Raw genomic sequence first — 15,679 nt, forward strand, 5'->3', positions numbered from 1 at the left:
GCTTATTCAGCAATACAATGCGTTTTACTTGTTAAAAAAGTCATTATCAAAGGTTATGAATTAAATTTGCAGTGCTATTTTGTGAAAAATGATTAGAATAATAGCCAAATTAACGAAATTTATTAGCATTATGATAACTCCCCAAGACGAAAAGCTATTGTCTGTACTAAAAACGAACGCTCGTGCGAGTATTTCTGACTTGGCAAGGCATTTAAATTTATCCCGCTCAACAGTGCAAAGCCGTATGCTTAAGTTAGAGCAAAGTGGTGTGATTAAAGGGTATAACGTTGACTTTGGAGATGATTTTTTAAATAGCTTAGTTTCTGCACATGTCTCAATAAAGGTCAAACAAAAGCTAACCACTAAAACCAACGTGGAGTTAAAGCAAATAGATGCTATATCGCAGTTGTATGCAATTAGTGGTGAGTTTGATTTAATTGCCATTGTTGAGGCTCAAAACCTTGAGCAGTTGAGCCATTTACTGGACGATATAGGTAATTTAGATGGGGTAGAGCGCACTCGTTCATCGGTTATTTTAGAAACCAAATTTAAGCGTTAATTCGATTTATTTTTATACATTCAGTGAGTATTAACTATTTGCATTTAAGCTCACTTAATTGTAATCTGTTCGATATTAGGAACAAGGATTGTTATAAGCTAACCCATCGGCTTTTCTACCCGTATATTGCAACCTTCTTCACTAAAAAATCTGACACACAGTGTTATCACTCTTTAGAGCATTCGTAGATAAAAAGTACGCTTAAAATAGGACGTTTTTAAGAACTACTGCTCAAAGACATTACAAGGAAATGTTATGAAATACACAACAATCGCTGCTGTAGCCCTATTAATAGGTGGTTCGTATTTAAGTGCAAAAGCCACTTTATTTAGCCCAACCGATAGCATAACGGTTGAAACTTATAGCGATATATTCTTCAAATTAGAATCCTCCTCCATCAGCATTGATGAGATTATTACTGGCGCAAGTCAGTTTGCCGATAGCTTATGCGATGAAAGCATTTATCAAGAAGTCATTGGTGAGTCAGTGAACTCATGCAAGCAAAAATTTAAACAATCACAAGCACGATGTGCTGACTTTACAAGAAAAAACAGTGAGGCTATGTACACTGATAAAGTGGCCATCACGCTGGTATCTGAAAAGTTTATAAATTGCATGACTAATAGTTAGATTGTTTTGTATTTGAGATTTGAAGTTAGTTAAAAAGAGATTCCTGAGCTGGTCAGCATTGATAAAATTTAGCATATTCCATTGTTTGGTCTATGCTAGGTTTTATTAGTTGTTAACGCCCAGTTTGCTTTAGGGAATCGAATGCAAGAAAATTTACTAAACTCAGTTATTAAAATAACAAAAAACAGAGACGTAGACTCACTTGAATACAGCTTAATATCGACCATCCAAGAGTTTATTGGCTGTAAAGAAATCTCAGTTTATAAAGATATAGAAGTTCAGGGCCAACTTAGCATTGAGCAAAGCCTTTCTTTGAAAGTCACTGGTGAAAAACAATTCGAGTGGACTCAACGACAGCTTGTTACTCACCCCGAGGATGAACTTATATCCTGCTTACGTTCTGCTTGTATTATTACGGTGCAATCAACGGATGGCATAGAACGCCGTTGGCTACCCATTACCCGCCAAGAAAAAACAGTTGCCGCAATTTCTGTGGTTTCAAATAGTTTAGATAGTTCCGCTCAGGTAATGTTGAACGCTTTTTGTCGTATTTTTGAAAACTATTTAGTGATTCTTCATGAAAATGAAAGAGATAAATTAACAGGGCTGTTAAATAGACAAACATTTGAGAAAAAAATAAAACAGCTGATTGAAAAGCAAGTATTAAAAGTACATGGGTCAGTCCGAGAGGAAGAAAAAAGACGGCCAAAACAGGCATCAACATCTTGGCTGGCTATTTTAGATATCGATCACTTTAAAAATATAAACGACAAGTATGGTCATATCTGTGGCGATGAAGTACTGCTGATATTAGCGCAAAAAATGCGTCATTTTTTTCGTTCAACAGATTTAATTTTTCGCTTTGGTGGGGAAGAGTTTGTGATTGTTTTTGAGCCCACAGATGCAGAGTCTATTAGTAATAAAATGGCTGAATTTCTTCAGCTTGTCAGAAATACATCGTTTCCTTTTGTTGAAAATATGACCATCAGTGCTGGTTTAGCACGTATCAGTCCTTATGATTTTCCCATCACTGTGCTAGAGAGCGCTGATAAAGCACTTTATTATGCGAAAAATAATGGCCGAGATAAATATTGTATCTATGAAGATTTGCTTGCCGAGAACTTAATAAATGTACAAGTTAATTCTTCAGAGATAGATCTATTTTAAGTTACTGCGGTTGAGTATGATTTCGCTGCACTTTTACTTTAGACACTTGGTCGAGTTTTAAAAAATAAACATTACCACCAATGCCTTTAAATTCCTCATCAGTAAAGGCGATTGTATTATCATCATAAAAGGTGATCGCTTCTTTTTGAGTCACAATACCAAGATCGATTTTATAAACATCGCCAGAGAAAAATTTATCCCCTTTAAAGTTTTCAAACAGCCAAATGCTGGTTGAATCTAGTAGTGCTAGTTTTTTTCTATCTGGGCTGAGCGCTGCAGAGGTGATCCAGCATAGCTTTTCCATAGTGGTGCAGGTTTTAAACGAGTCTATCAGCTGGGCGTCAAAATTTGCTGCGTGATCGCCTACTTTATAAACGTTAGTAATACCATCGAATGGCTCTGTACGATTTTTAGTAAATAAATATAAATGCCGACCATAAGCCACAAAAGCTTCTAAGTCGTAATTACGTTGTTCAGGCTGTATTGGGCTGCCGTCTAATTCTGGATAAGTGAACTTGATAATTTCAGCTTCGGTGGTATTTGTTTTGATATCAATAGGGTTTTCTATTTTATAAATGGTTAGCCACTTACGTTCATTTTTATTATTGCCAAAATCGCCTAAGAAAAAATGACCAAACTTATTTTGCGTCATGTCCTCCCAATCAATGTTTTTTGCGTTGCTGACTAAAATTTCTTTAGCAATAGAGCCGTCTTTATTTAGACGATAAAGCTTTGGCTCATCACCGCTGTCGTTAATAGCCCACAGACGTTTATATTTATCAAACTCAATGCCTGAAATTTCTTTTAGCTTTGGGTCTACAGAAACTAGTTTTTTACTATATAGTGTATAAATTGAACTGCCAACAACAGCGATGATGGTAATAAAAACAATAACAGAGGTAATAAGAATGCTTTTTTTAATCATAGTCTTTAAATATTCATCGCATTGGCTAGTTAGATAATTATTATCGCTGATGATGTTGTTAAGCTAAAGGTTTTTATAACCTCAGTGCAGTAATAAAAAAATAACGTGTATATTGTAGTTAAAGTAATGTAATTGGGTGTAGTTGGTTTAATAATTGCTCAGTAGAGTAGCTTACCTAAAAACCTGTTTAAATGGTTAAAAACTGCACCAATCTGGTGCGGTAAAATAAATACCGCACTGTAATAATGCGTAAATAAAGTTTTGCTTAACTTTAAGCTTGTTTTTATGTGAATGAATGGATTCCACATCGCCTATTTAAGCTGTTTGGCCTGTGGCAAAGATGAATAACCCTTTCGGTTTAGTTGGAGCCTGTTATGTTGAATAAACGCTTTTTTAAAACAAAAAATGAAGCAGAAGTCACGTTTGAATTTTCTCACCCTGATGCTGATAACGTCTGTTTACTTGGGGAGTTTAATGATTGGCAGCCCATGCCGATGAAACTCAATAAGAAGCTGGGTGTGTTTAAATGTAAACAACGTTTGCCTGTTGATAAAGAGTTTCATTTTCGTTATTTAATTAATGGTAAGCAGTGGGATAATGATCATCATGCTGATGGCTATAGCGCCAATAATTTTGGTACAGAAAATAGTATAGTAAATACACAGCGCATTAATTAAGGTTGGTGAATGGACGCACTATCGCAATTATTTTATTTGCATGGAATAGGCTATGAGTACACTAAATATACGGGCGAACACGTTGTTTTTAGTGAACAAACTAGAAAGTTAGCGCTGCAGTGCTGTGGCGTTGACACCAGTGATACTGGGCTCATAGAACAGTTAAATTATCAATTAGATGCGGCTACTTGGTTAACGCTTACACCGGCTATTAGCTTAGTAAATCAGCTGAGCAATGTGCTAAAAGTACGTATTAAAGAAACCGACGCGCACCAAAGAATTACGCTTAATATAGCGGCATTGAATATAAAGCTGCAATTTGATCAAATTGCTCACTATGCACCATTAGGTGAATATTTTTTAAATGGCTGTCGCTATATTGAAATAGCACTACCACTTACCCATTTACCTACGGGTTATTATGATGCGTTGCTAACCATGGGTGAACAATCAGCAAGTACACAAATTTGGTCTATACCAGAAAAGGCGTATCAAATTGCGGATAAAAAACGCTTTGGCTTATCAATTCAGTTATATACATTAAAAAACCAAGCTGGAATGGGGGTTGGCGACTTTAATGATTTACTAGAATTAACCACGCTGTGTGCAAAACAAAAAATGGATTATATTTTACTTAATCCACTGCACTTATTATTTGCAGATAATCCAGAGTGCGCTAGTCCCTATAATCCAAGTAACCGCGCCTTACTTAACCCATTATATATAGCAATCAACTTATCGCCCGATAGTATTAACAACCCCGCATTAAACGATTATTTATCCTCTTGCTGCTTAACGTCGCAAAGCGAGCAAGATGTAACATTTATTGATTATAAATCGGTTACTGAGCATAAATATAATGCCTTTAAATTACTTTTTGTGCAGTTTCAACAACAGGGTAGTCAAGCTCGGCAAGACGAGTTTACTGCCTTTTGTAAACAGCACAGTGATGTACTTGCTATGTTGGAAGCAACACAGCCGTCATTCGAATATTACCTACAATGGCAGACTCACAGCCAACTCGAGCGATGCCAACAGCATTGTATTGACCAAGGCATGGCGATTGGTTTGATTAACGACTTAGCGGTGGGTTGTGCCAAAGAGGGCAGTGAATTTAAACACCAACAGGCGTTGTTTAGCCAAGATGCGACTGTGGGAGCTCCTCCGGACCCTTGGGCTGAGAGTGGTCAAAATTGGGGGTTGCCAGCAATAAATCCTCAGCGACTTGCTGACAATAACTATCAGTTTTACCGCTCACTGATACGCACCAATATGGAGTCTGTGGGTGGATTACGCATAGATCATGTTATGGCAATTAGGCGTTTATGGTGGTGTTTTAACAATAATAATAACCAAGATGGTTGCTATGTTTACTACCCATTCGAGCATTTGTTAGCTATTTTGAAAATTGAATCTCACCTTAATCAGGCCGTCGTGATAGGTGAAGATTTAGGAGTTGTGCCGCCGGAGGTAAAAGAAGCGCTGGTGAGCAGCGGTATTTTTTCAAACAGCTTATTTTATTTTGAAAAACAACAAAATGATGAATTTGTTAATCGCGACGATCTTAGCGAACAATGCCTGCTGATGATTGCCAATCATGATGTACCACCATTTGTTGGCTGGTGGCAGCATAGCGATTTGAACCTCAAACAACAGTACCAACTGATTGATGCTGTTGAATATCAGCAACTAGTGCAGCAACGTCAACAAGAGCAGCAGCGACTTCTCGGTTTTATTAATACACAAGACACACATTCTGATATGTCATTAAGCACCGATGCTTTTGCTGTTTATAGTGCGCTGGCTTTGTGTTTAGCAAAGTCGCCGTCGCGATTATTTGCTCTACAAATTGATGACTTAGACAAGCAACGCTACCCAGTTAATATTCCGGGCACAGATAAAGAGTACCCTAATTGGAGACGAGTGTTAACACATACTTGCAAGGATATTTTTACTGATAATGCGTCACTTTTGACTGCAATACATTCAATAAGGAATGAGTAAATGGGCAGTATTAAAAATATGAAATCAGCGCCTTTGGCTGATTATGACGCACAAGTCACGGCGCTCGCCGCAGGGCGATTTAAAGACCCGTTTAGTTTTTTAGGGGTGCACAGCACACAATCTGGCATAGAAATACGAGTGTATTTGCCAGCAGCATTGCAGGTTGAACTGTTAATTGATGGTCAAGCCGTTAGCGCATTACGCTATAAACAAAGTGATTTATTTATAGCTGAGTTATCAAGCATGCCTAGCAATGTTTACCAATGCCATGTTAGTTATGAAAACAATAATATTACCTTTTACGATGAATACAGTTTTAGTAGTACGCTTGATGAGCAAGCGATGTACCTGTTTAACGAAGGGAGTCTTGAGCATGCATATGCGCACTTAGGTGCGCAATTTATTACTCAACAGGGCGTAGACGGTGTTCGTTTTTGTGTGTGGGCACCAAATGCCGCCAGTGTCTCAGTGATTGGCGAATTTAACTTTTGGCAGGCCAATCGTCACTTCATGCGGTTTCATCCTGCCAGTGGAGTATGGGAGTTATTTATCCCGGGGTTATGCGCCGATATGTGCTACAAATTTGCCATCACCACACTTAGTGGTGAAGTTTTAGATAAAGCCGATCCATTTGCGTTCAAAATGCAGCAAGCGCCCGGCACGGCAAGCATATTACAGTACAAGCCTGCCCCTATTAAGCTCAGTGAACAAGCGATTATAAATAGACAACAGCGCAATCATATTGATGCCGCTATTAGTATTTATGAAGTGCACTTAGGCTCATGGCAACGCGCTGAACATAATCGTTACTTAAACTACACTGAGCTGGCCGATAAGCTTGTAAGTTACGTGACTGATATGGGATTTACTCACTTACAACTTATGCCTATTAGTGAATACCCGTTTGATGGTTCTTGGGGGTATCAGCCGGTAGGCTTGTTTGCACCAACAAGTCGTTTTGGTGATTACAACAGCTTTAAATACTTAGTTGAGCAATGCCATAAAGCCAATATCGGTATTTTACTCGATTGGGTGCCGGGGCACTTTCCAAGCGACCCTCATGGGTTACATTGTTTTGATGGCACCCATTTATATGAACATGCTGATATGCGTCAAGGGTTTCACCCTGATTGGAATACCTATATTTATAATTATGATCGCCCTGAAGTTAAAAGCTTTTTAATATCGAATGCGATGTATTGGCTTAGTCAATTTGGCATAGATGGACTGCGAGTAGATGCAGTGGCGTCTATGTTGTATCTTGATTACAGCCGAAAAGAAGGGCAATGGGTGGCTAATTGCTATGGCGGCAGAGAAAATTTAGGGGCGATAGAGTGCCTTAAACAAGTGAACATGCGCAGTTATAAAAATAACCCCGGTATTATGATGGTGGCAGAAGAGTCAACGGCGTGGCCAGGGGTGACGCAAAGTGTTGAGCACAATGGTTTGGGCTTTGGTTATAAATGGAATATGGGCTGGATGAACGACAGCCTGCATTACATGCAGCAAGACCCACTATTTAGGAAATACCACCATCATAAAATGACATTTTCTATGGTGTATGCCTTTAGTGAAAATTACATTTTACCGCTCAGTCATGATGAAGTCGTTCACGGCAAAGGCTCACTACTAAACAAAATGCCTGGTGACGACTGGCAACAATTTGCTAATTTACGGGCTTATTATGCGTTTATGTGGGCGCATCCAGGAAAAAAACTACTGTTTATGGGCGCCGAAATAGCACAGCGAAAAGAGTGGGATCATGACCATTCAATAGATTGGCACTTGCTTGAACACCACAGCCATCAAGGTGTTCAAGATACGGTTAAACGCCTTAATCATGTGTACCAAGCCCATCCAGCACTTTATGAGCTTGATAGTTGCTCTACTGGTTTTTCATGGATAGATAATAATAACAATCAGCAAAGTATATTTAGCTTTATTCGTTATGCCAAAAGTGCTGACGATTTTATGGTTATTGTCGCTAATTTTACCCCTACAGCATATCAACACTTTACTTTAGGCGTGCCTGCTAAAGGCAGCTATAAGGTGATATTTAATACTGATGAGTCATGTTTTTTTGGCTCAGGCTGCAATGTCACTGATGAACCAAATCAACTTATTCATTCAATTGAACAACCAAGTCATGGCTTTGATCACAGTATTACATTACACCTGGGTGGCTTAACCACGATTTATTTGCAAAAGGTGAATGATGAGTAATTGCTTTGAGGTTACCCATGGTGCACCTTTGCCACTGGGTTCGACTGTACAAAACAACGGTGTCAACTTTGCCTTATACGCTCCAAATGCAAGCCAAGCTTTTGTTTGTTTATTCGATAAAAGTGGCCATACAGAAATATTAAAAATAGCGATGAATATTAACGAAGGCGGGGTGTGGAGTATTCATGTTGCACCACTTAGCACTGGCGCACTATATGGCTTTAGGGTTGATGGGGAATATAACCATGAAAAGGGCATGTTATTCAACGAACATAAGTTGCTGATTGACCCGTATGCAAAAGACTTATTTAACGAATTTACTTGGAGCGAGCGCCATTACGGGCAAATGCCAATAGGCACTAAAAGCATGGTTAATAATGCGATAGATATGCCTAAATCTAAAGTAACGACACCGGTTGCCTATACTAATAATAAGCCGCAGCACAGCTGGGCCAATACGGTTATTTATGAGTGCCATGTAAAAGGTGCTACGTGTCGCCACCCGGATATTCCAAAAACACAGCAAGGTACGTTTTTAGGCTTAAGCCATCCACGCTTTATTGAGCATTTAAAAAGTTTAGGGGTGACCGCTATTGAACTTTTGCCTGTACATGCGTTTATAAGTGAACAGTTTTTAATTACTAAAGGCCTGCAAAATTACTGGGGCTACAATAGCATCAATTTTTTTACTCCCCACAAAGACTATTTGGTTAATGACGATATAAACGACTTTAAACAGATGGTTAGCGAATTACATCGCGCCAATATTGAAGTTATTTTAGATGTTGTATACAACCATACTGCTGAGGGCGGCAGTGATGGACCGATATTGTCTTTACGTGGCTTCGATAATCTCACTTATTATCGCACTATCAATGGGCAACCCAATGTATACATAAACGATACTGGCTGTGGTAACACCTTAAATATTGACCATCCAAAAACCTTGCAACTGGTTCTAGATAGCTTGCGCTATTGGGTGGAAGTTATGGGCGTTGATGGCTTTCGATTTGATTTAGCCACCATTTTAGGGCGTTCAAGCACGGGCTTTAGTGCGTCTCATACGTTTTTACAAACCGTTGCACAAGACCCTGTGTTGAATAAAGTGAAGCTGATTAGTGAGCCTTGGGATATAGGCCCTGGTGGGTATCAGTTAGGTGCTTTTCCTGCTCCTTGGCGTGAGTGGAATGATCAATACCGTGATGTGATTAAACGCTTTTGGCAAAGTGAAAAAGGCATTATTAGTGATGTGGCTAAGCGTTTACATGGCTCGTTTGATATTTTTGAACACAGTAACCGCGGCCCGCTTAATAGTATTAATTTTATTACCAGTCATGATGGTTTTACCCTTGCCGATTTAGTCAGTCATGAGCAAAAGTATAACCAAGCGAATGGTGAAAATAATCAAGATGGCCACAGCGCTAACTACTCATTCAACTGCGGGGTTGAGGGATTTAGTAGCGACCCTGAAATAATGAGCTTGCGCCTGCAACAACAAAAAAACTTTTTACTTACCTTACTGCTTTCTAAAGGGGTGCCAATGATAGCCTCAGGCAGTGAAATGGCGCACTCTCAAGGCGGTAATAATAACGCCTATTGTCAAAATAATCGTACTAGTTGGCTTGCATGGAAAGACTCACAACTGAATCATTGTTTGATTCAGTTTATAGATGATGCATTAAAAATTAGGCGCGCGCATAGTGCGTTTAAACACAGTGTGTTTTTAGATGATATTGATGAACGTTTTACCGTTAAGTGGTTTACCGAACAAGGTAAAAAAATGGATGAAACACATTGGCATGAAGATACGCGACAATTTTTAATGTACAGCCTGCTTGATAAGCAAAATAAGCATGCGTTATTAATTATTTTAAACGCCAGTAAACAGCCTGTGGTCTGCCAATTACCACAATCGCCCATTATCGCGCCATGGACGTTAGTGTTATCAAGCGTAAATAACGCCTCATCTGTTGTTGAAGATGATGCAACCGTGAATATTTCAGCACAAAGTAGTTGGGTTTTTAGTGCCAATTTAGAAGGCGATGATTATGACTAAGCAAGACGAGCAAGTGTGTGTGGTAAAAGGCTGGCAAGAAGGCCCGGTGATTGACGAAAGTACCTTAAGTGATGATTTAACTCGTCACTTTTATTACACCTTAGGGCGTGATGTGGTGGGTGAGTCGCAGTTGTATTTGTATCATGCATTGGCGCTGACAATAAGAGATAGGCTAGTCGCACGCTGTAGAGAAACTAATCAGCAAATTAAACAACAAAAACGCCGTAAAACAGCGTACTTATCGCTAGAGTTTTTAATGGGCAGAGCGCTGGGCAATGCGGTACTCAACCTTGACTTAGAGTCGCAGGTAACCACGGCACTGCAAGCTTACTGTACTGAGCTGGAAAATGTGGAGCAAGCAGAGCATGATGCCGGCTTAGGTAATGGTGGCTTAGGGCGTTTAGCTGCTTGTTTTTTAGATAGTTGCGCGAGTTTAGCGCTGCCAGTAGTCGGGTATGGAATTCGTTATGAATACGGCATGTTTAATCAATCAATCAAAGAAGGCAACCAAATTGAGCAGCCAGATAACTGGCTACGCGAAGGTCACCCTTGGGAATTGAGCGCACCAGAGCAAGCTAAACGAGTTAAGTTCTCGGGTTATGTACAAAGTTATACCGATAAATTTGGTCGTGAACACCGCCAGTGGGTAAGTTCTCAAGATGTGCTAGCGGTTCCTTACGATGTGCCCATTCCTGGCTATAAAAATAATATTGTTAATACGCTTAGGCTTTGGAAGTCTGAAGCAACCGATGAATTTAATTTAGCCGAGTTTAATGCCGGTAGTTATTCAGAAGCGGTGGCACAAAAAAATCTCGCAGAGCAAATAACCATGGTGTTGTACCCTAACGACAGCAGTGAAAATGGTAAAGAGCTGCGTTTACGCCAGCAATACTTTTTATCATCGGCAAGCATACAAGATGTGCTTAGTCAGTGGATTGACCAATATGGGGATAATTTTACTGAGTTTGCTCAGCATCATGTTTTTCAGCTTAACGACACCCACCCAAGTATTGCTGTGGCAGAGCTGATGCGAATTTTAGTTGACGACCACGAGCTCGATTGGGATCAAGCATGGAGCATCACAACCAAAACCATGGCTTATACAAACCACACCTTATTGCCGGAGGCGTTAGAGAAGTGGTCAGTGTCGTTATTTGCTAAATTATTACCACGTATTTTAGAGATTATTTATGAGATCAATGCCCGCTTTTTAGCAGAGGTTGCAAGACATTGGCCGGGTGATGTGCAAAAACAACGAGATTTATCATTAATTGAAGAGGGTGGGGAGCCGCAAATACGCATGGCTTTTTTAGCCATTGTGGGCAGTTATTCAGTCAATGGCGTGGCCGCGCTCCACACTAAGTTATTAACCGCGGGTTTGTTTAAAGACTTTTACGCATTATGGCCTGAAAAGTTTAATAACAAAACCAATGGGGTGACACCGAGGCGTTGGCTGGCTTATTGTAATCCGAGTCTTAGTCATATCATTAGCGAGAAGATAGGAAAAGACTGGGTAGGCGATTTTGCACAAATAGCTCAATTACGCCGTTTCTATGATGATCCGCAGTTTCATGTAACGTGGCAGCAAGCAAAACGAGAAAACAAACAACGTTTAGTTGATTTAGTAAAACAAAGATGCGGCGTAGAGTTTGATATCAACATGCTGTTTGATGTGCAAGTAAAACGCATTCACGAATATAAGCGCCAGTTACTCAATGTGCTCCATGTTATTCACTTATACGACCGTATTCGTCGTGGTGATACACAAGGCATGGTTCCCCGTTGTGTATTACTTGGTGGTAAAGCCGCACCAGGTTATATGATGGCGAAGAAAATTATTAAACTAATTAATAATGTTGCAGAGGTGATCAACAAAGACCCTGAAGTGTCACAGTATTTAAGGGTCGCTTTTTTACCAAATTATAATGTAACCGCCATGGAAACTATTTGCCCAGCAACAGATTTGTCAGAGCAAGTTTCAACAGCAGGCAAAGAAGCATCGGGTACCGGCAACATGAAGTTTATGATGAATGGTGCGCTCACAATAGGCACCCTAGATGGCGCAAATATTGAAATACGCGATGCAGTGGGGGCTGAAAACTTCTTTTTATTTGGCGCCCAAGCCGAGCATGTCGACGAAATTAAAGCGCATTATAACCCCTGCGAAATCATTGCGAATAACCCAGACCTAAACAGCGTGATGCATCTACTTGAAAGTGGCCATTTTAATCTATTTGAACCAGGCTTATTTGACGATGTGATTAGCAGTATTAAGAGTAAAGACGATGCGTGGTTAACCGCACATGACTTTACCAGTTACATTGCTGCGCAGCGTGAAGTGGATAAAGCCTATGCTGATCAAACCTACTGGACTCAAATGAGTATTTTAAATACCGCGGCCAGTGGCTTATTTTCTAGTGACAGAACGATTGCTCAATATTGTGATGACATATGGCATTTAACCCCACTAGATACCACACACCAAACAGTTAAAACGAACACTGACACTAACAGCTGACACTAAACGGAGAGAGTAATATGCCCAGTTATGCAAATCGCTATATAAGTAATTTAACCAGAGACACCTATGCACTCATTCTAGCTGGAGGGCGAGGTTCTCGCCTGCATGAGCTAACAGACTGGCGTGCAAAACCAGCCGTTTATTTTGGCGGTAAGCACCGTATTATTGATTTTCCACTATCAAATTGTATTAACTCTGGTGTCAGACGAGTAGGGATTGCAACGCAATATAAATCTCACTCGCTGATACGCCATGTGAATCGTGCATGGGGACACTTTAAAAAGGAGTTAGGCGAGTCAGTTGAGATTTTACCTGCATCACAGCGTCATGGTGATGAATGGTATTGCGGTACTGCCGATGCGGTATTTCAAAATATGGATATTATTCGTCATGAACTACCTAAATATGTAATGATTTTGTCAGGCGATCATGTGTATCGTATGGATTACGGCGGTTTATTAGCAAAGCATGTAGAAAATGGTGCCGATATGACCGTATGTTGTTTAGAAGTTGCGGTTGAAGAAGCCGCAGGCACCTTTGGTGTAATGACCGTAGATCAAGAGAACAGAGTGAGAAGATTCGACGAAAAACCAGCCGAACCTACCTCTGTTCCTGGTAAACCTGGTACATGCTTAGCGTCAATGGGTAATTACGTATTCAATACTGAGTTTTTATTTGAGCAATTACAAAAAGATTCACAAACCGAAGGCTCAGGACGTGATTTTGGTCATGACATTATTCCTGCCATTATCGAAGAGCATAATGTATTTGCCTACCCGTTTAGAGATCCTGCACAAGCTGGACAGCCATATTGGCGCGATGTAGGAACCTTAGATTCGTTTTGGGAAGCGAATATGGAACTGGTTATGCCTGAGCCACAACTAGATTTATACGACCCTACTTGGCCAATTTGGACATACCAAGAGCAGCTTCCTCCGGCTAAGTTTATTTTTGATGACGACGATCGCCGGGGTATGGCTGTTGATTCAACCGTATCGGGCGGGTGTATTATTTCAGGTTCATTAGTCAGAAAGTCATTACTGTTTTCTAATGTACATATCCGCTCATATTGTACTATTGAAGAGTCGGTGGTTTTACCCGGTGTTATTGTTAATCGCGGGTGTAAAATAAAGCGCGCTATTATTGATAGAAGCTGTGAGATCCCAGCGGGATTAGAAATTGGTTATGATCGTAAAACCGACGAAGCCAATGGCTTTAGAGTCTCTAAAAAGGGAATTGTTTTGGTGACCCGCGAGATGCTGACAAAGTTAGAGAATAAGTTAAATCAATAATTAAATAGCAAGGTGAAAGCCTTGCTGCTAACCATAAGAGTAAATAAATGCATGTATTAATGGTTGCCGCAGAAAATGATGCGTTACCTAATGCCAAAGTCGGTGGTGTTGCCGATGTCATTCGTGATGTACCAAAAGCCTTAGCTGCGCAGAGTTTAACGGTCGATGTGGTGATCCCAGACTATGGATTTGAGTTGGGGGAGCGCTGTTTTATTGGTGAAGTAAACGTTGCGTTTAACTCAGCCTCGCACGTTTTATCTCTGTTTGAAATTCCACAGGCGCAAAAAGGGGTGAGCCAAATAGTAATAAGCCACCCTTTGTTTAGCCAATCACATAGTGTGTATTGCAACGATGATGACAATCGTCCATTCGCTACTGATGCGAGTAAGTTCGCACTGTTTAATGCCGCTATTTGTGAAGCCCTTTTGCAAGGGATATTAAAACAACCAAACACATTACATTTACACGACTGGCACAGTGCGTGTGTGGCTGTGTTACTTAAGTTTGACCCTCGCTATCGCAAACTTGCTAAGCTGCGTTTAGTATACACGGTTCATAATTTAGCCTTACAAGGTATTCGCCCTTTTAAAGGCGATGTTTCTAGCTTAGAAGCATGGTTTCCCTCATTAAGTTATGACGGGCAATTGCTTTGTGATCCTCGTTATCCCCATTGTTTTAACCCGATGCGCAGTGCCATTAACCTAGCTGATAAAGTACATGTGGTTTCACCAAGTTATAGCCAAGAAGTGCAAATAGCGAGTAATGACGCAGGCGGTTTTTTTGGTGGCGAAGGTCTTGAGCGTGATTTACAACAAGCGGCTGAACAGGGCAAACTGATTGGGATACTTAACGGCTGTGATTACACAGCTCTGCATCCGCATCAGACAACGTTTAGCCAGCTTTTAGAGCAGATAGAAGCTACGCTCTTTAGCTGGATGGCAAAAAATGTACACTTAGACAGCAGCCACTATATTGCTCACCAACGCGTTTTACAATTTATGGCATCTGAGCAAAAAGGACCTTTACTGACCAGTGTAGGGCGGCTCACCGAGCAAAAAGTATTATTGCTGTGCCAGCAACACAATGATGGTTTGACTATCGATGCGGTATGCAGGGTTATAAATCAATTTAGTGGTCGTTTGATTGTATTAGGCTCGGGTGATAGGAAACTGGAGCAATTATTTACTAGTGCAATGGCACGTAATAACAACTTATTGTTTTTAAAAGGCTATGGTCAAAGCATAGGCGATTTAATGTATCAACTAGGGGATTTATTTTTAATGCCCAGTTCTTTTGAGCCATGCGGTATTAGCCAAATGTTAGCAATGCGATCAGGTCAGCCGTGTTTGGTCCATAGTGTGGGCGGTTTAAAAGATACGGTTGAGCATAATGTGACTGGATTTTGTTTTACTGGTGATACCTTACTGACTCAGGCAGAAGCTCTTTTGGTTAGTTTATCTGAGGCTTTGCGTGTAAAACAAACTAATCCTAAGCAATGGCAAGCAATAAAAAATAGCGCTAAAAATACCCGCTTTGGTTGGGATAGTGTTGTAACTGATTATATTACATACTTATATTAAAAAATTTATTAAAGTTCAGTGACATCCGTTCCTATTTGCGCTTTA

At 40.1% G+C, this 15,679-nt stretch carries 11 protein-coding genes; 10 read left to right on the forward strand and 1 reads right to left on the reverse strand.

Features of this window, described 5'->3' with window-relative positions:
- Positions 1–130 precede the first annotated feature (130 nt).
- The 3 genes from AC27JR_RS00195 (at position 131) to AC27JR_RS00205 (ending at position 2,356) form a co-directional block, all read left to right on the forward strand.
- Positions 131–559, forward strand: a complete 429-nt coding sequence (locus AC27JR_RS00195) for an Lrp/AsnC family transcriptional regulator (protein ID WP_487172358.1) — start codon at positions 131–133, stop codon at positions 557–559.
- Positions 560–814: 255 nt separating this feature from the next.
- On the forward strand, positions 815–1,189 hold the full coding sequence (locus tag AC27JR_RS00200) for a hypothetical protein (RefSeq protein WP_487172359.1): 375 nt from the start codon (positions 815–817) through the stop codon (positions 1,187–1,189).
- A gap of 141 nt (positions 1,190–1,330) precedes the next feature.
- The gene (locus tag AC27JR_RS00205) at positions 1,331–2,356 is read left to right on the forward strand and encodes a GGDEF domain-containing protein (RefSeq protein WP_487172360.1); all 1,026 of its coding nucleotides are present in this window, start codon (positions 1,331–1,333) and stop codon (positions 2,354–2,356) included.
- A 1-nt stretch (position 2,357) separates the two neighbouring features.
- Here the strand turns inward: AC27JR_RS00205 and AC27JR_RS00210 are convergent, their stop codons facing one another.
- The gene (locus AC27JR_RS00210; protein WP_008112504.1) at positions 2,358–3,281 is read right to left on the reverse strand and encodes a hypothetical protein; all 924 of its coding nucleotides are present in this window, start codon (positions 3,279–3,281) and stop codon (positions 2,358–2,360) included.
- Between the two features lie 374 nt (positions 3,282–3,655).
- Here AC27JR_RS00210 and AC27JR_RS00215 point away from each other — a divergent pair, with 374 nt between their 5' ends.
- The 7 genes from AC27JR_RS00215 to AC27JR_RS00245 are packed head-to-tail and all read left to right on the forward strand — an operon-like array spanning position 3,656 to position 15,634.
- The gene (locus tag AC27JR_RS00215) at positions 3,656–3,958 is read left to right on the forward strand and encodes an isoamylase early set domain-containing protein (RefSeq protein ID WP_008112507.1); all 303 of its coding nucleotides are present in this window, start codon (positions 3,656–3,658) and stop codon (positions 3,956–3,958) included.
- Between the two features lie 9 nt (positions 3,959–3,967).
- The gene (gene malQ, locus AC27JR_RS00220; protein ID WP_487172361.1) at positions 3,968–5,962 is read left to right on the forward strand and encodes a 4-alpha-glucanotransferase; all 1,995 of its coding nucleotides are present in this window, start codon (positions 3,968–3,970) and stop codon (positions 5,960–5,962) included.
- Complete coding sequence (glgB, locus tag AC27JR_RS00225; protein ID WP_487172362.1) at positions 5,963–8,185, forward strand: 1,4-alpha-glucan branching protein GlgB; 2,223 nt, start codon at positions 5,963–5,965, stop codon at positions 8,183–8,185.
- On the forward strand, positions 8,178–10,241 hold the full coding sequence (gene glgX / locus AC27JR_RS00230) for a glycogen debranching protein GlgX (protein ID WP_487172363.1): 2,064 nt from the start codon (positions 8,178–8,180) through the stop codon (positions 10,239–10,241). The genes glgB and glgX overlap by 8 nt, the downstream gene beginning before the upstream one ends.
- Entirely contained in the window at positions 10,234–12,759 is a 2,526-nt protein-coding gene (locus AC27JR_RS00235) for a glycogen/starch/alpha-glucan phosphorylase (protein WP_487172364.1), read from the forward strand. The genes glgX and AC27JR_RS00235 overlap by 8 nt, the downstream gene beginning before the upstream one ends.
- Before the next feature lie 20 nt (positions 12,760–12,779).
- Positions 12,780–14,054 carry a glucose-1-phosphate adenylyltransferase gene (gene glgC, locus AC27JR_RS00240; protein WP_131692071.1) on the forward strand — a complete coding sequence of 425 codons (1,275 nt, stop codon included), beginning with the start codon at positions 12,780–12,782 and terminating at the stop codon, positions 14,052–14,054.
- Between the two features lie 47 nt (positions 14,055–14,101).
- The gene (locus AC27JR_RS00245; protein WP_487172365.1) at positions 14,102–15,634 is read left to right on the forward strand and encodes a glycogen synthase; all 1,533 of its coding nucleotides are present in this window, start codon (positions 14,102–14,104) and stop codon (positions 15,632–15,634) included.
- The last annotated feature ends 45 nt before the right edge of the window (positions 15,635–15,679 follow it).

Source organism: Pseudoalteromonas sp. NH0006-26 (assembly GCF_057552415.1).

Excerpts from the sequence above, each read along its gene's own strand:
- AC27JR_RS00195 (WP_487172358.1), top strand. The coding sequence starts at position 131 with ATGATAACTCCCCAAGACGAAAAGCTATTGTCTGTACTAAAAACGAAC.
- AC27JR_RS00205 (WP_487172360.1), top strand. The coding sequence starts at position 1,331 with ATGCAAGAAAATTTACTAAACTCAGTTATTAAAATAACAAAAAACAGA.
- glgC (WP_131692071.1), top strand. The coding sequence starts at position 12,780 with ATGCCCAGTTATGCAAATCGCTATATAAGTAATTTAACCAGAGACACC.
- AC27JR_RS00200 (WP_487172359.1), top strand. The coding sequence starts at position 815 with ATGAAATACACAACAATCGCTGCTGTAGCCCTATTAATAGGTGGTTCG.
- malQ (WP_487172361.1), top strand. The coding sequence starts at position 3,968 with ATGGACGCACTATCGCAATTATTTTATTTGCATGGAATAGGCTATGAG.
- glgX (WP_487172363.1), top strand. The coding sequence starts at position 8,178 with ATGAGTAATTGCTTTGAGGTTACCCATGGTGCACCTTTGCCACTGGGT.
- AC27JR_RS00215 (WP_008112507.1), top strand. The coding sequence starts at position 3,656 with ATGTTGAATAAACGCTTTTTTAAAACAAAAAATGAAGCAGAAGTCACG.
- glgB (WP_487172362.1), top strand. The coding sequence starts at position 5,963 with ATGGGCAGTATTAAAAATATGAAATCAGCGCCTTTGGCTGATTATGAC.
- AC27JR_RS00210 (WP_008112504.1), bottom strand. The coding sequence starts at position 3,281 with ATGATTAAAAAAAGCATTCTTATTACCTCTGTTATTGTTTTTATTACC.
- AC27JR_RS00235 (WP_487172364.1), top strand. The coding sequence starts at position 10,234 with ATGACTAAGCAAGACGAGCAAGTGTGTGTGGTAAAAGGCTGGCAAGAA.
- AC27JR_RS00245 (WP_487172365.1), top strand. The coding sequence starts at position 14,102 with ATGCATGTATTAATGGTTGCCGCAGAAAATGATGCGTTACCTAATGCC.